Source organism: Perspicuibacillus lycopersici, from assembly GCF_025660475.1.
GTDB classification, from domain to species: domain Bacteria; phylum Bacillota; class Bacilli; order Bacillales; family Caldibacillaceae; genus Perspicuibacillus; species Perspicuibacillus lycopersici.
In genome coordinates, this window is sequence record NZ_JAOUSF010000002.1 from 760,576 (window position 1) to 776,764 (window position 16,189).

The window sequence follows — 16,189 nt, forward strand, 5'->3', positions numbered from 1 at the left end:
GTCTTTTAAAAACCTTGGTATGCATTCTTTTTACATTAAATGGATTAAGTGGAATACGATACCCACTACAAACAACCCAAGAATCATAACGATTGGAGAAACTTTTTTCTTCAGTAACCACATGCAAAGAATTGTTAATAATAGACCAGCTAAACCAGGGATTAAGCTATCTAAGTTATCTTGTAAAGTAGTTACTTTGAAGTTACTCAATGATAGGCCACCAGCTTGTTGTTCTAAGGCAGACTTAATTCCTTCTGCACCCGCAGGTAATTTATCCCAATCAATGTAAGCTCCTTCGTCAAGCTCAACCTTTGATACTGTAGGCGTGAAACTTACCGATACCCAACGGTTAACTAATGCACCAAGGATGAACATCCCCAAGATGGAAGCACCTTTTGTAATATCTTGAAGTAATCCGCCAGATAAGTCGTCTGTAATTTTCGAACCAGCTTTGTAACCAAATTCTTGTGTATACCAAGTGAATCCCATACGAATGAGGTTCCATAAAACGAAGTAAAGAATTGGTCCAAGTATGTTACCAGTCATTGCAAGAGAAGCAGCTAACGCACCAAGGATTGGTTTAACTGTGAACCAGAAAACTGGATCCCCGATCCCTGCTAATGGTCCCATCATACCAACTTTAACCCCTTGAATGGCTACGTCGTCAACCGGCGCACCGTTTGCCCGTTCTTCTTCAAGTGCTAAAGTTACACCAATAATTGGTGAAGCTACATATGGATGAGTATTAAAGAACTCTAAATGACGTTTTAGTGCAGCAGCACGATCTTCTTTTGATTTATATAATTTTTTGATGGCAGGAATCATTGCATATGCCCAACCACCGTTTTGCATACGTTCATAGTTCCAAGAACCTTGAATGAAAGTTGAACGCCACCAAACAGAAATACGATCTTTTCTAGATAATCTTAATTCTTGTTCCATTTTTATGTCCCCTCCTTCTTAATAATTATCAATAATGGCGCCTAGTGGATCTCCGGTATTACCACCGTTTCCGCCATTTCCTGAACCGCCTTGTTTAGAAAGCGCTAAATAGATAAGTGCAAGAGCCACACCGATGGCACCTAAACCGATAAGTGTAATTTGTGAAACAGTTGCTAATACGAAACCAATTGCGAAGAATGGCCATACTTCTTTTGTAGCCATCATGTTAATAACCATTGCATAACCAACAGCTACTACCATTCCCCCACCAATTGCTAAACCGTCTGTCAACCAACCAGGCATAGCTTCAAGTAAGCTTCTAACTGGACCTGCACCAACAGCGATAATTAATGCAGCTGGGATTGCAATACGTAACCCTTGCAAGCAAATCGCTATGATGTGCCAAAATTCAACTTTTCTAACATTTCCTTCTTTAGCCGCGGCATCCATAAAATGTACAAGTGCTGTTGCGATTGTACGAACAAGGATTGTTAAAAGTAATCCTGCTACTGCAAGTGGAACAGCAATTGCGATTGCAGATGATACACCTTCTTGACCTTGTCCACTCAAAACTAAAATAATGGCAGATGCAACTGATGCTAACGCAGCATCCGGTGCAACGGCAGCTCCAATGTTCGCCCAACCTAATGCGATCATTTGTAATGTACCGCCTAAAATTAAACATGGTACTAGGTTTCCTGTAACTAAGCCGATTAACGTACAAGCAATAATTGGTTGGTGGAAGTGGAATTCATCTAAGATCCCTTCTACACCAGCTAAAAATGCTACGATAACGACTAATATTATTTGAATAATAGTCAAATCCATAGTATTAATCCTCCCTTTTCTTCTGGATTACTTTTGTTTATTTAGCTCTTCTTGAGCTTTTTTAAGAATTTCGTCCATATCACCTTTTGAATCATTAGGAACTTTACGCACATCGAATTTCAAACCAGCATTTTTCAACTTTTTGAAAGTATCGATATCGTCTTGGCTAAACGCCAAAACTTTATTCGGTTGAACTTTACCTGGGGAGTGTGCCATTGATCCAACGTTAATTGTATCTAACGGAACTCCACCCTCAACTGCACGAAGCGCATCCTGTGGATTTTCAAAAAGAAGTAATGCACGTTGACCGCCGAAGTGCTGATCATCCTTCGCAAGTTCAATCATTTTCTTAACAGGAACAACGTGTGCCTTTACACCTGGAGGCGCAGCTTGTTGAATCAATTTCTTACGAAGTTCATCTTTAGCTACTGTGTCAGATACAACGATAATACGTGTAGGCTGTGTCGTTCTTGTCCAAGCAGTTGCTACTTGTCCATGCAGCAGACGAGAATCGATACGTGCTAAAACATATTCAAATTTACCTGGTGCGCCAGCATTCGATGGACCAGCAGCAGGTGTAGCAGGTGCAGCAACTTCTGGTTCTAATTCTTCAGGTTTAACTTTAACCCCTTCTTTAGCAGTACCAAGAATGTGTGCAGCAATTTCGTGCGCTGTGTTCATTGAGAAACGTGATGCATATGCCTCAATTAACATTGGTAAGTTCATACCACTAACGATTGCCCATTTGTCTTTGTGATCTTCCATCAAGCTGTTTGCTTGGTTGAAAGGTGTTCCACCCCAAAGATCGACTAAGAATAATACTTCATCTTGGTTGTCAAAAGAGGCGATTGCTTCTTTCATTTTTGCTTTTACATCATCAGGTCCTTCGCTTGGCATCAATGTAACAGCTTTTACATTCTCTTGTTCTCCAAAGATCATCGCACCAGATTGCAAGATACCGTTGGCAAATTCTCCGTGACTAGCAATGATAATTCCTACCATCTTTTTCCCTCCTATTTTTATAGTTACAGCTTACATGGTAAACTCCTAAAGTCCTTTTAGCTCATCTAAAGCGGTTACAGGTCCAACAAAATATAAAAAGGCATGAGGAAAAAGTCGATTAAATGAAGGTTTGGGTATAGTGTGACCCTTAATCCTCGTTTTAATCAATACTTTTCACTCATGCCTGATCGGATCAGTAACACGTAAAATAATAATGATGGCTATTTAAATGTATGTTGAAAACGCTGTAAATGAGCTGCAATTGAAGTGTTTAATAATAATTTATGTTTCACTTTAATGAGCTTCCATAAGTAGTATAGCACACTAAAAAAACCCTTTCAAGAGGAAAATTTTATTTTTGTTTCCGCTATCATTTCCATTAAAAAAATTCCTATGAAGCTTTGTATATTAATAAAAAAGACAAGTACCAACCTGTCTTATCTATAAATCAATTACTTTTTTTAAATGTACGCTTCAAACTACGTTTGACGACATCAAAGAAACTTAATGATTGGACCATTTGCTTTGGATCAACATAAACACGAATCGCTCGTAAAACTTTTTTCGGATCTTTAGAAGAAAAGGAATACGTCCCATTTCGCTTCGTTTGGATTGAATAACGTGGAATCCATTTCCCTTTGAACATGATGGAAGCTACAACGTAATCAACTTCCTCCCAAGGAATTTGAATAAACTTACGGACATCACGATTATTGAAGAATTCAAACCCTTTATCACCGATCATAATCTTTCCATACTCTGTAAGTCCTAGATGTGCAGCTGCATCAATAACTAAATCAACTTTTGTATTGATTGATTGGACCATTTTGATCTACTCCATTTCATCTTTTACTAAAAATTATTATACACGTATTAACCCTTTTAGCAAAAAATAGTTCATGCCACAAATTTTGTTAGTCGTCCTAGAGGAATAGAAAGTTATGGAAATTCCATTAGTCCGATCATATTTTGATACAGGAGTCAGCCATGATAATTTATAGAGTTTAAAATTTTTTATTAGGAAATGACCATTATTTTACAAATTAGGCAATATAATCCTTTACTGTTACGTAAAAATTGGTATAGACAACTATACAAAGGTAATGTTACTATTTATGGAGTTAAGAAAGGAAGTAATGATATGAATGCAACTTTTAAAGGTATTTTACTCAAGGGAATACAAGTGTATTCAGAAGGTAAATGGATTGAAAATGGCTATATAAAAATAAAAGATCAAAAAATTGTGGAACTCGGACGAGTAGAAACTCTTTCCGAACAGGAGAAATTTGAGGTTATCGACGTTCCCCCACAGTATAAAGCTGTTCCTGGATTTATTGACGTCCATATTCATGGTGCGAACGGGGCAGATACAATGGATGCAACAGCGGAAGCTTTAACTATTATGGCACATGCACTTCCTGCTGAAGGTACGACAAGCTTTTTAGCAACAACTATTACACAGGAAGAAAAGGCAATTGAAAAAGCATTAGTAAATGCCGGTAAATATATGAAGGATCCACAAGAACCTGGAAAATCAGAAATTCTTGGAGTCCATCTTGAAGGACCGTTTGTAAATCCCATCAAGGCTGGTGCTCAACCGCTTCCATATATTATTGAACCTAATCTTGAGCTATTTAAAAAATGGGAACAAATTTCAAATCATACCATTAAGCTAGTCACACTAGCCCCAGAACAATCTGGTGGTCTTGAAATGATTCGATATTTAAAAGAAAAGGGAATCATTGCTTCTATCGGCCATACTGATGCAACTTATGAAGAAGTATTAAACGCTATAGATGCGGGTGCAAACCACATTACCCATTTATTTAACCAAATGCGCGGCCTGCATCAACGGGAACCAGGTGTTGCTGGAGCTGCTCTTTTAAAAGACGAGTTAAAAGCAGAACTAATTGTGGACGGCATTCATGTTCATCCGGAAATGGTGAAACTTGCCTACAAGCAAAAAGGGAAAAAGGGCATTATTTTAATTACCGATTCTATGCGAGCAAAATGCTTAAAGAACGGACATTATGATTTAGGTGGTCAAGATGTAACGGTTGAAAATGGAAAAGCAGTCCTTAGCGACGGAACCCTTGCCGGTAGTATTTTGAAATTAGGTAAAGGAGTTAAAAATATCATTGCTTTTACAGGCTGCGGTCTTGAAGATGCTGTGGAAATGGCAGCAGTAAATCCGGCAAAACAACTTAATGTATTTAATCGAAAAGGAAGCCTTTCAGAAGGAAAAGACGCTGATATTGTCATTTTAGATGAAAACTTAGATGTTTACATGACATTATGTCGTGGGAAAGTGGCCTTTTTAAAGGAGGAAAACGTAAAATGAAAATTATTGAAGCAAAAGATTACCAAGATTTAAGTAAAATTGCTGCTGATTACATTATAAACAAGGTAAATTCCTTTCCAAAATTAAAACTTGGACTAGCAACAGGCGGAACCCCTATTGGGATTTATAAAAATTTAATAGCCGACCATCAAAAAAATGGAACCTCCTATCGAGAAATTACTACTTTTAATCTCGATGAATATGTCGGTCTCGCAGGACATAATCAAAATAGCTACCGTTATTACATGAACCATCACTTATTCGATCATATTGATATTCAAAAAAAGAATACATTTATTCCACGTGGGGATGTCGATAATATTCAAAGTGAATGTAGTGCATATGAGGATTTGATTCAAAAACATAAAGGAATTGATTTACAAATTCTCGGAATTGGTACGAACGGACATATTGGATTTAACGAGCCAGGGACATCTTTTAAATCGGAAACACATGTAGTTAATTTAACAGCATCCACTCGAATGGCAAATGCAAGATATTTCAACAGCTTGGAGGAAGTTCCCACAAGGGCGATTACAATGGGGATTGGCACGATTATGAAGAGCAAGGAAATTATATTACTCATATCCGGTGAACAAAAAAAAGAAGCACTAAATAGACTTTTAACCGGAACTGTCGATGAAAGTTTCCCTGCATCAGCACTTAAAAACCATCCATATGTTACAATAATTGCAGACAAGGCCGCCATTGCTGGTTTAAAAATTCACAGTTGAGGTATCTCCTCACTGTGTCTTTTTAATAAGCGAGATATTATTTTATGAAGGATTTCCCATGTTGGATATGGTCTTTTACTTTATTATAGAAAGGATGCCGTTGAGAGGAGAATGATTAAAAAGGATTCCCCCATTCCGATTTATTATCAACTTCAAGAGCTTTTAAAAGCTTTAATTGACAAAGGTGAATTAAAGCCAGGAGATGTAATTCCTACTGAAAGAGAGTATGCTGAAAAATTTCAAATCAGTCGGATGACCGTAAGACAAGCTTTAACACAGCTTGTAAATGAAGGATATTTACACCGAATTCAAGGAAAAGGAACGTTTGTTTCAGAGCGGAAAATTGAACAACCCCTTTACCGGCTGCGAAGCTTTACAGAAGATATGGAAGCAAGAGGAATGACACCAGGCAGTCAATTAATTTCTTATGAAATAATCCCTGCCACTAGCCAAGTTGCATCCCAGCTTAACATACTGGAGTTTGAGCCTGTTTATGAAATTAAACGGATTCGTTTAGCAGATGATGTTCCAATGGCTTTAGAGGCAAATTATATTTCCACAAATCTTGTCAAAGGCTTAACAGAACAAATTGTGAAAGAATCGGTTTATTCCTATATAGAAAATGAAATGAACTTGGAAATTGACCATGCTTCACAGGTCATTGAAGCATCGATTGCCAATCAAGTGGAAGCCAAATTTTTAAAAATAAAAAAAGGTTCCCCTATCATGCTCGTTCAACAGCAAACTTTTTTAAAAGACGGTACACCGATCGAATATGTGAAATCCTCTTATCGAGCGGATCGGTATAAATTTATGATTAAAATGAAACGGTAAATTACCGCTATAAGTATTTTTTAAGGGGGGATGGAGAATTCCATTAGCCCCTTTTCTTTCACTATTTCTAATAAAATAGTTTGTTTATCTGTTTCCCTAATTATTCGAATAAGGTTACATTTAGTTGCAGCTATACCTTTCACTCTACTATTTTTGTTCCATGAACCTCATCAATTTGTAATTCCGATGTGATTAGCGAAAGATTTTTATTTGTAATTCCACCACCAGGGAGAATCTTAATTCTGCCATTGGCATAGTTTATATATTCTTTTAGTCTAACTAGATTAGCTTCGATTTTCGTATGCAGTGGACCACCATGTGTTAAAATTCGATTTACCCCGTGCTTTACCAACCAATCAATCGCTTTAAACTGATTTTCAGGGCGAATATGATCAAATGCCATATGGAAGGTTACTTCTAGTCCTTCTGCTAAATGTAATAAGGTCTTCATAGCCTCTTCATCAATCCAACCATTATCATTTAAACAACCAAGCACTACACCATCTGTTCCCAATTGTTTCAAATGGACAAGATCCCGCTTCATTATTTCCACTTCTTCTTTCCTATAAATAAAGTTACCGCCTCTTGGCCTTATCATGGCCATTACTTTAATATTTTTACTGTGGCAGTAGTTAATGGTAACTTCTGCTACACCATGACTTACCGACGTACCTCCTACTGAAAGATTGTCACAAAGTTCAATCCTACTAGCCCCTTTAGCTATTAATTCAGGGACATTCGTAAAATTCTCTACACAGACTTCTCTAAGCATATTTATACCTACCTTTTGGAGTTCATTGAGGAATCAAACATTTACAAACTAGCTCTTCTTTTGTAACTGTAACGTAGTCGGATTTTTATTTCAATTAATGCTACCTTTTTTGTATCTCTACCAAACTTATATTTTTAGCAAATTCTTAGTAGTCAACGAACATTAGCCTTGGGTATATTATTTCTACATGTACCAAGAGTATAAAATCAAATTAATATCCTAAATAAAAATCCGAACAATGACTCAAAATTCTTCCATTAGAGTTTGAACCTGTTCGGATTTTATCATTACTTGTTATTTATTTTCAGATTTTTCAATATTTATTCTGTTAATCCACTTGGATTCTGGTAAAGCGATTGTACCTCTGTTGCTGGAATGGCTACCCCATCATATACACGCACTTCATCAATTAAACCTTTGAAAGGAGGATCCCAGTAGTTTACACCTAAACCAAATGCAGCATCAATGGAGGTAAATACAGTTGGAAAGTTTTCTCCTATATATTTGGTCACTCCATTGATATAAAATACTACATGGCCTTCTTTGGCGGTTAATGTAAGGTGTGACCACTCATCTAGAGGTATGGTTGTGTCCGTTATAGCATCATACCATTGGTCCCCATTGTGTGACCAAACCATTGTATTCCCCCATCCAGTACTCGGTACGATACTGATCCAGTTATTCGATGTTTCAGCCCCAAAGAAAGTGGTTGTGAATTCAGTAAGTTCTTCAGGCTTTACCCACAATGAGACAGAATAAGTATCACCCGTAATTAATCCATTAGCTAAACGTAACCCTGAATTTCCATCGAATTTAGCCGCTTGCCCCGTAATACCTTCAGTAAACGTAATATTTCCACCTGTATTATTAAGTCGATTTCCCGTCACAGTTGCATCTGCTTGTTTGCCAGAGTGATCTTTTAACCCTTCACTAAAATCATAGAAAGCGGATAAGCCACCTTCTTCCTTCGCCTTCACGGTTATGGTTACTGTTAATGTTTCCATCACATCCCCTAATGTAATCCTCCCTGTTAAGTTAACCTCCGCATTTTCAGAGCCAGGGCTTGGTCGTGTAACTAGTCCATTATTAGATACTACATCTGGATTAGAAGATTCCCACATAATTTGGGCTCCTCTTGTCGCTACTGTTGGTAGTGTTAAATTACTAATCACCGTTTCGGGGAAACTGGCAATTAACTCTTGTTTGATTGCCTGTACTAACTCCTCATCGGAAGACGCCTCCGCATGACTTCCCCAAATTACCACTCCCTCATCTGACATTGCACTAAAAGTCATAACCCACTTTTGAGAGGATGGGTCATATTGACGGATAAATACACCATCATACTTCCCTTCATTTTCAATCGTTAATTCTGCCCTGTAATTATCATAAAGTTTCCATACACCAGTTACTGCTCCAGAAATAGTGTGATCTTCGTTCAATTTCACCCAAGTTGACTCCGTTAACTCACCTGTAATTTCTTTGCCATGGTTAATATATTTATAATCCCCTATTACATCCGCCTCTGAAACCTTTTCGATGGTTTCTCCTGCATAGCGATATGGAGTTGGCACCGGCCATTGATCACTATTCTTAAATGTTTGATGTACGCGGACTTCGTGCATTTCCCCTTGTTGCGGGAAACGTGTATGTGTAACGATAAATTCCTTACCTAATTCTTCATCAATTAAATATGAGTTATGGCCGGGAGAAAGGTAGCCTGTACCGATTCCAGTTCCCGCTTCACCTAGGTCTCTTTTAAATAAAAAGTTTCCAATCATTTTATTTCCGATTTCTTTATGATCATCATTCCCTGGGAAGTTTCCAACTCCCTTATCGAATGATTCTGGGAAAACAGCAGGATTTCCTTGTGTATCAACATATGGGCCATCAGGGTTCTTGGATCTAAACTGTCTGATTTGATAGCCACCATCAGAAGCTAAACCACCGTATGTGATGTAAAGATAGTAATAGCCTGTTTCCTTGTCATATATTGCATAAGATCCTTCAGCTGACCTCCCATAGCCAGAAGCAATTTTTGTACCAAAATATCTGTCGATCATTCTTCCATCTTCTGTCTTTCCATCTTTACCCGGATATTTCGGTAGACCAGTTTTCTTATCTAATTCTAAAATATAGGTTCCACCTGACCAGGAGCCATAAGTCATATATAATTTATTATTTTTCCCTTGAAGAATATTAGCATCGATAGCATTAGGATAGAGCTTATTATTATATGCCCCATTTTCCGTAAACCATTCAGGATTTACTTCCATCACACCATCATTAACAAGATCTGCGATATTTGTATTTTCCCAATGTTTATTTACATTACTGTTTTGATCAAATGCATTATCTTTAGTAAATCCTGAATACATAATAGTATCTACATATTGATACGGTCCTTCAACGTTTTTCGATACCGCAATACCTATCGCAGATCGAATATAAGTGGAAGACACACTATAATAAATCATGTAGGCACCTTTTGTACCATCTTCATTTACATAGTGCTTATTCCAAAATACGTCAGGGGCCCATACCGCATAGCCACCTCTGCTATCTGCATCATTTTCTCCAGCCCATTTAAATGACTCTGCCAGGTTGGCTGACAAATCTCCATATATTTTATTATTTGGGGTTGTGTACCCATTTGTAAATCTATCCCAATTGATTAAGTCTGTTGATTTAGCTGCTTCTATGTGTGAACCGAACACATAGTAACTCCCAGTTTTAGGATCTTTAATAATTGAGGGATCATGAACGGAAACATTTCTAAACTCAATTGGTTTAAAATTATTACTTTGCTTTTTACCTAGTGCGCTACCTGGTATTAACAACAACAATATTAAGAAAACCGATATGAATCTTTTAAAATTACCCTTCATTTTGTCCTTTCTCCTCCTTAATTTAACTTTACAATGTGTACCCATCGTTTCCCTTCCAGCAAACATGACAACACTTTATCTTACCTTGTATGATTTGAAGACTTAATCTTAACCAATTTCCAAATATAAAAATATTTCCTTTTCTTACATATGTTCGTATCAAAAAAGTACATTTAACCATACAAAAGTGATGATAAACAAAAATAAATTATACGTATAAGTAATTATCCGAGAAGTTTATCCCTTTTACACCCTCCAATCTTGACAAGTTATTCACGCGCTTGGGAAAACGCTTACAAAATACAATTAAACAATACTATAAATATATAAAAATCTCAACATATTTATCAGAAATTTTAAATAAGTAAAAAGGAAAATCTATAGATAACCGTACAAATTAAAAACCTATTTATTAGAGTGTTACGTACTAATTGTTGTCTATTTAATTAACTTGTGTTTCTTTTTTCTAGTTGTAGAAATTAATGGCAAGGAATGATAGTACTTAATTAGTTCTCCCTATTTAAAAATATTTTCGAGGAATATCTAGTTTATGATTCTTAATCTTTCTACTTCATCAATTAACCCTATTTTTCTGATAAATAATAACTATTTACTTACTTGTGGTATGATTTTCCATAGTTTTTAGAGGCAAAAAAAATAGGCAATGAAGTTATATCCTTTGCCTATTTCTTCCATTCTATTAAACCAGTTTCATGTGCAGACTAACACATTATTCTTAGATTCATACAACTTATTGTTTAGATAAGTATGGGGCAACATCTTGCTGCTACCAATTACCTTTGACAGTTATCTGTAACTGATTCAATAACCTTGTCTCTCAGCTTAGCAGGTGGATTTAAGCTAAGGTGGATGACGATGGCACTTTTATCGATTTTATCTATGCATGGATTCGTATCGGTTTGATACGATTGAAGGAATTTTTGTTTTATATGTATCTTTATTGGGCTAGCTATTTTATTTCAAATTAACATAAATTTCTCTTTTATTTCTCCAACCATAATTCCAGCATCATTCTTCACGATTGACGGTTTTAATGCCCGGAGTCTTGCAATCGTTTCATTATTTTCATAGTTAATTTGCTCCAGAATACTTGCTACAACTACTGGCCAAACATCCTCTGAACCAGTTAATACTTTTAATGCAAAGCCAATTCGTTCCTTTTTCAACCCGAAGCAATAGACTCCTTGTGCGCCACCTTTTGCTACAATATTTGGATCCTCGAGCAATGTGGTACAAATGAAGTTCTCCGAAGCAATGATGCGCGGATGCTCGTTCATTATACTCGTCATTTGGGTTACAGCTTTACGCAAGTCGGCGTCCTTAATGACATCAGGACATGCTAATTTCAAATAGGTTAGTGCCATGTTTTTTAACGGAATAGCAAAAACAGGGACACCACAACCGTCCATGCCAATATGTATGTCGGCTTTCGGTACCTCTGAAAGCTCAGAAAGAATGTTTAGGATTTGCTGCTGGAGTGGGTGATCTACCTCCCAATAGCCTTCAACTGGGAATCCCATTTCACGGCAAACTGTAATGAATCCGATATGTTTTCCAGCACAATTATGATACAGTCTTCTCTTTTCTTTGTTTTCCCGAAGCATTTCTTCTTTTGGCTCGTTATTTAACGGATAAGATGCTGGACAATATAATTCATGTTCCCTAACCGGTAATTTCGCTAACATTGATTCCAGCACAGCGATATGATACGACTCTCCTCGGTGGGATGCTGTAAATAATGCCGCTTCTTCATTCGTCAATCCATATTTCGCAATGATATCCGTTAAAAACACCGGTAATGCTTGAATTGGTTTTGACGCAGAACGATAATAGGTATAATGTGCCATATCACCCGCATGATAAACCGTCTCCAATTGTTCATTTACACCCGTAATCATGCCAGTATGGACGTTCTCTACTAAACCCGCTCGTGTTTCTTCAACTAAAGTTACCGACTTCATGTTTTCAGCTCCTTATAATGGAAATCTCTATTTATTCTAACTATAAGCTAAAAGTTAAGTAGTCTGCTAGTATTTCCTTCCAAAAAAAAGGATAAAACCACGAAAAAAGCTTGAATCCATCACCCGAAAGATTCAAGCTTTTCGCTTATGGCTTATTCTATCACTTACTTTTTTCCTTTATTGGTGTCCAAATTTCGCTGTATAGATTTTCATAAGTACCATTATGCTTTGTAAAAGAGATGCCAGGTAAATCGGCTATTTCATAACCTGAAGTTGGTAACCATTCCGAATAAATTTTCGCGGTCGTTTCTTGAAGGGTAGCCGGGAATGGTCCTTGGTTAGGGAAAATTGCCCATAAACTTTCTTCAATAGAAAGTTGTTCTAAATCAGCAAATGGATTTTCTTTTGTTGTTGCAAAACCAATCATATGCGTTAAGTAACCTTTTTCTTCTAAATAACCATCATCAAAATCATAAGATACATTCAAGACTTGATGAGGATATAAATCAGCTAATTGATGCATCTCATTTCTTTGTTGTTCGGTAATGGACTGGGCTAGTTCTAAAATTGCATGATTGACACCTTCAAATTGAATTGGGACTCTTTTCGATACTCCAACTATATTAAATTTTTCTTTCTTTTCAATTTTGAATTCCATAGAAATTCCTCCCTTTATGTCTATAAAGAACGTAAATTTGGGAAATGATTTTTGAATTTTATTTTTCGTAACTTCTGAAGGTAAAAAGCCACACCATTCACGAAAGGCTCTTGAAAATCCTTCAATTGATTGATAGCCATATTTATAGGCAACATCTGTCACCTTTGCACCGTTTATCAATTCAACATTTGCGACCGATAATCTCCTATTTTTGATATACTCATTCAATGACATTCCAGCCATATATGAAAACATTCTTTTAAAATGATAGTCAGATAACCCAACAATATTTGCTATTTCTTTTCCAGAGATTTCTTCTGTAAGATTCTTTTCAATGTAATCCATTAATTGATTAAACTCTTGTAGCATGTCATTCCCCTCCTTTACAGTTACATCATATTATTATCAGTGATCCTTCACTCGATATTCTTCATACGGATAGTATCAAATTGATGAAAAAACAGCTTAGAAATAAACTCTAAGCTGGTTTCGTGGTCATTTCTTTTTTTTAAAATTTACTTGTATTACACATAGCATTTAACTTCTCAGTGTGGTTATATTTAAATAAGAAAAAACTCATTTATTTATGATACGGTTCCCCCCGATTAATCCGAAAACTTCGATACACCTGTTCAAGTAAAATAAGGCGCATTAGTTGATGAGGGAATGTCATTTTAGAAAATGATAGTGCGAAATCGCTACGTTTTTGGACTTCGTTACTAATTCCGAGTGATCCTCCGATGATAAAAGCGATTTTACTTTTACCGTACGTTGCTAGCTCGTCTATTTTTTCTGCTAGCTGTTCAGAGCTCAGTAGCTTTCCGCCAATTTCAAGGGTAATGACATAGCTGTCCTGGCTAATATGGGATAGTATTCGTTCGCCTTCTTTCCGTTTTACTTCCTGCATTTCCGCTTCACTCATATTTTCTGGTGCCTTTTCGTCTGGAACCTCTATTATTTCTACTTTTGCGTAGGCAGACATCCGCTTCAAATATTCGTCAATTCCTTGTTTCAAATATTTCTCCTTTAATTTTCCTACTGATACAATTGATATTCTCATTTTTTTACCCTTTCCAACTTTGGTTATGTTTATTTTAGCAAATGTCGTCACTTATCCAAAATGCTAATCAAGTTGCAGATTGATCACATGAGTTTGTCATTTGAAAATTGTCAATATCTGCTATGTATGAACATTAGCCAATCCGTTTCGCATCCGTTATAATAGGAAAGTATGTATAAAAAATAGGATTATTATTTTAAAAAAATGCATTTCTTACGTAAAAGTAAGGATTTCCTATAGGAAGCAAAATATGGAAAGGAGGACTTTGATTGACTATAACAAAAGATGAAGTATTTGATGAAGTTTTTGTTACCGAGGTTCATCGTCTCGATGCGAAAGGATCTGGACAGGCGGTTGTATGGCGTGAGAATGAACTAGGAAATCAAAGAAAAATTAAACTTACAATTCCTCAAACATTGCCTGGTGAAACGGTGCGAGTAACCGTTGATAAGCCAGAGCGGAGAAGACGGAAAGCCATTGCAGAGGAAATCGTTGTTGCCCATCCACAGCGAACGGTTTCCCCTTGCCCACATTTTGAACTTTGTGGTGGCTGTGTTTGGCAGCATTGGCAATATGCTGGTCAATTGAATCAAAAAACAGAGCATGTTAGAGAAGCGATTGCATCTCAAGGATTTGATGCTTCGCTTGTGAAAGATACGATTGGAATGGATGAGCCTTGGAGATACCGTAATAAAATGGAATTTACTTTTGCACAAGATGGCTCGCTTGGTCTTCATGAGCAAGGCAATTTCCGGAAGATTATTTCACTGGAAACATGCTTAATTGCAGGAAAGGAAATGGTGGAAGCAGCATTAACGATTGCCCAATGGGCGAAGGAATTCCAGCTTACTGGCTATAACAAGGATGCCCATGAAGGCTTGCTTCGTCATTTAATGGTTCGCCAATCCTTTGCTACCGGTGAAATGATGCTCGCCCTTTTCGCAACAGAAGCACCTACTGGAAAATTGGCAGAAGCAGTTCAAAGCCTAGTGGAACGGATTACTACTAATTTCCCACAGGTGACAAGCTTTATGTGGTTAGAAAATACCCTTTGGGCAGACCGGACACAAGCAGAGGAATCATATGTTTTAGCTGGTCGAGATTTTATTTATGATGAGCTTTTCGGCTATCGCTACCGTCTTTGGTTTGATACGTTTTTCCAAACGAATCCAAACCAAGCTGCAAAATTAATTGAACTAGCACTAGAAATGGGACAACCAAAAAAGTCAGAAAAAATGATTGATCTATTTTGTGGTGTCGGTACCTTCTCCCTCCCATTTGCTGATCGTGTTGGCAAATTAGCAGGAATTGAAATCGTGGAAACATCGATTGAATCTGCGAAGCGAAATGCACTGGATAACGGTCTTGATAATACGTACTTTTTAGCAGCGGATGCAAGACGTGGGATTGACCAAGTATTAGAGAGCTTTGGTAACCCAGAATTATTAATGCTTGATCCCCCTCGCTCTGGTGCAGGTGGTAAGGTGATGCGGAGAATTGGAAGAGCAAAGCCTGAACGAATTGTGTATGTTTCCTGTAATCCAGATACATTTGCAACCGATATTGCGGAGCTAGAACCATTTGGTTATACTCTCGAAACTGTTCAACCTGTAGACCTATTCCCTCATACTGTCCATGTGGAATGTGTTGCATTATTAACGTTAAATAAAAATGTCGAACAATAAATAAGAAAAAATCCCTTTGCTAAAGCTAAGGGATTTTTTTATTGGTGCAAGTTTTGATCTTTTACTTTTACCGTTAGTATATTCACTTGTGGATAAAATTTTTAGCTTTTCATATTATCGTATTCCATTTCTATAAAAATAGTTATCCACGAAGTATAAACAAGATACTGACATCTTATCCACAAGTTTTATCCACATATTCACAGGTGTTGTCTATATTTTGTATGAGAATATTAGTTCGCCACTACATATTCTGCTACTTGTCCACAGTATTCACAGATAGCTGTTGACAATTTATCCGCTTCCACTTGTTTTAATATTGGTGCCATTTCACTCTCATTGACGATTTCTTCTAATGCATATTCTACATGTTCCTTGCAACAATATATCAATTTTTTCACCTCTAATATTCGTATCTATTGAATAACTTTTTTATTCCCATATGTATATTATCAAACCAATT

The 16,189-nt window shown here is 36.8% G+C and carries 14 protein-coding genes; 4 read left to right on the forward strand and 10 right to left on the reverse strand.

The features are described 5' to 3' along the window. Positions 1-30 precede the first annotated feature (30 nt). The 4 genes from OEV98_RS07720 to OEV98_RS07735 all read right to left on the reverse strand — a co-directional run bounded on the left by OEV98_RS07720 (position 31) and on the right by OEV98_RS07735 (position 3,598). A complete protein-coding gene (locus tag OEV98_RS07720; protein ID WP_263072649.1) occupies positions 31-942 on the reverse strand; it encodes a PTS system mannose/fructose/sorbose family transporter subunit IID in 912 nt (303 codons plus the stop codon). A gap of 18 nt (positions 943-960) precedes the next feature. Continuing rightward, positions 961-1,764, reverse strand: coding sequence for a PTS mannose/fructose/sorbose transporter subunit IIC (locus OEV98_RS07725; protein ID WP_263072731.1), 804 nt, complete (start codon positions 1,762-1,764; stop codon positions 961-963). Positions 1,765-1,797: 33 nt separating this feature from the next. Continuing rightward, positions 1,798-2,772: a mannose/fructose/sorbose PTS transporter subunit IIA gene (locus tag OEV98_RS07730; RefSeq protein WP_263072650.1), complete on the reverse strand. Its 975-nt coding sequence runs from the start codon at positions 2,770-2,772 to the stop codon at positions 1,798-1,800. Between the two features lie 448 nt (positions 2,773-3,220). Then, positions 3,221-3,598, reverse strand: a complete 378-nt coding sequence (locus OEV98_RS07735) for a DUF956 family protein (RefSeq protein ID WP_263072651.1) — start codon at positions 3,596-3,598, stop codon at positions 3,221-3,223. A 315-nt stretch (positions 3,599-3,913) separates the two neighbouring features. On the opposite strand from OEV98_RS07735, the gene nagA reads away from it, so the two are divergent. From nagA to OEV98_RS07750, 3 genes are all read left to right on the forward strand, one after another. Then, positions 3,914-5,113 (forward strand): N-acetylglucosamine-6-phosphate deacetylase, encoded by a 1,200-nt coding sequence (gene nagA, locus OEV98_RS07740; RefSeq protein WP_263072652.1) that lies wholly within the window; start codon positions 3,914-3,916, stop codon positions 5,111-5,113. After that, on the forward strand, positions 5,110-5,847 hold the full coding sequence (nagB, locus tag OEV98_RS07745) for a glucosamine-6-phosphate deaminase (RefSeq protein WP_263072653.1): 738 nt from the start codon (positions 5,110-5,112) through the stop codon (positions 5,845-5,847). The genes nagA and nagB overlap by 4 nt, the downstream gene beginning before the upstream one ends. 111 nt (positions 5,848-5,958) lie before the next feature. Continuing rightward, on the forward strand, positions 5,959-6,681 hold the full coding sequence (locus tag OEV98_RS07750) for a GntR family transcriptional regulator (RefSeq protein ID WP_263072654.1): 723 nt from the start codon (positions 5,959-5,961) through the stop codon (positions 6,679-6,681). 139 nt (positions 6,682-6,820) lie between these two features. Here OEV98_RS07750 and OEV98_RS07755 read toward each other — a convergent pair whose 3' ends face one another. The 5 genes from OEV98_RS07755 to rlmH all read right to left on the reverse strand — a co-directional run bounded on the left by OEV98_RS07755 (position 6,821) and on the right by rlmH (position 14,041). Further along, entirely contained in the window at positions 6,821-7,453 is a 633-nt protein-coding gene (locus OEV98_RS07755; protein WP_263072655.1) for a copper homeostasis protein CutC, read from the reverse strand. Positions 7,454-7,773: 320 nt separating this feature from the next. Further along, the gene (locus OEV98_RS07760) at positions 7,774-10,341 is read right to left on the reverse strand and encodes a lipocalin-like domain-containing protein (protein ID WP_263072656.1); all 2,568 of its coding nucleotides are present in this window, start codon (positions 10,339-10,341) and stop codon (positions 7,774-7,776) included. Between the two features lie 980 nt (positions 10,342-11,321). Beyond that, complete coding sequence (locus tag OEV98_RS07765) at positions 11,322-12,323, reverse strand: asparaginase (protein WP_263072657.1); 1,002 nt, start codon at positions 12,321-12,323, stop codon at positions 11,322-11,324. Positions 12,324-12,483: 160 nt separating this feature from the next. Continuing rightward, on the reverse strand, positions 12,484-13,350 hold the full coding sequence (locus tag OEV98_RS07770) for an AraC family transcriptional regulator (protein WP_263072658.1): 867 nt from the start codon (positions 13,348-13,350) through the stop codon (positions 12,484-12,486). 211 nt (positions 13,351-13,561) lie between these two features. Next, positions 13,562-14,041: a 23S rRNA (pseudouridine(1915)-N(3))-methyltransferase RlmH gene (rlmH, locus tag OEV98_RS07775; protein WP_263072659.1), complete on the reverse strand. Its 480-nt coding sequence runs from the start codon at positions 14,039-14,041 to the stop codon at positions 13,562-13,564. Between the two features lie 269 nt (positions 14,042-14,310). Between rlmH and rlmD the strand changes: the two genes are divergently transcribed. Then, positions 14,311-15,726: a 23S rRNA (uracil(1939)-C(5))-methyltransferase RlmD gene (gene rlmD / locus OEV98_RS07780; protein WP_263072660.1), complete on the forward strand. Its 1,416-nt coding sequence runs from the start codon at positions 14,311-14,313 to the stop codon at positions 15,724-15,726. 233 nt (positions 15,727-15,959) lie between these two features. Here the strand turns inward: rlmD and OEV98_RS07785 are convergent, their stop codons facing one another. Further along, positions 15,960-16,127, reverse strand: coding sequence for a CxxH/CxxC protein (locus tag OEV98_RS07785; protein WP_317633794.1), 168 nt, complete (start codon positions 16,125-16,127; stop codon positions 15,960-15,962). Between the last annotated feature and the right edge of the window lie 62 nt (positions 16,128-16,189).

Coding starts and splice junctions, on each gene's coding strand:
- OEV98_RS07720 (WP_263072649.1), bottom strand. CDS start 942: ATGGAACAAGAATTAAGATTATCTAGAAAAGATCGTATTTCTGTTTGG.
- OEV98_RS07730 (WP_263072650.1), bottom strand. CDS start 2,772: ATGGTAGGAATTATCATTGCTAGTCACGGAGAATTTGCCAACGGTATC.
- OEV98_RS07735 (WP_263072651.1), bottom strand. CDS start 3,598: ATGGTCCAATCAATCAATACAAAAGTTGATTTAGTTATTGATGCAGCT.
- nagA (WP_263072652.1), top strand. CDS start 3,914: ATGAATGCAACTTTTAAAGGTATTTTACTCAAGGGAATACAAGTGTAT.
- nagB (WP_263072653.1), top strand. CDS start 5,110: ATGAAAATTATTGAAGCAAAAGATTACCAAGATTTAAGTAAAATTGCT.
- OEV98_RS07750 (WP_263072654.1), top strand. CDS start 5,959: ATGATTAAAAAGGATTCCCCCATTCCGATTTATTATCAACTTCAAGAG.
- OEV98_RS07755 (WP_263072655.1), bottom strand. CDS start 7,453: ATGCTTAGAGAAGTCTGTGTAGAGAATTTTACGAATGTCCCTGAATTA.
- OEV98_RS07760 (WP_263072656.1), bottom strand. CDS start 10,341: ATGAAGGGTAATTTTAAAAGATTCATATCGGTTTTCTTAATATTGTTG.
- OEV98_RS07765 (WP_263072657.1), bottom strand. CDS start 12,323: ATGAAGTCGGTAACTTTAGTTGAAGAAACACGAGCGGGTTTAGTAGAG.
- OEV98_RS07770 (WP_263072658.1), bottom strand. CDS start 13,350: ATGCTACAAGAGTTTAATCAATTAATGGATTACATTGAAAAGAATCTT.
- rlmH (WP_263072659.1), bottom strand. CDS start 14,041: ATGAGAATATCAATTGTATCAGTAGGAAAATTAAAGGAGAAATATTTG.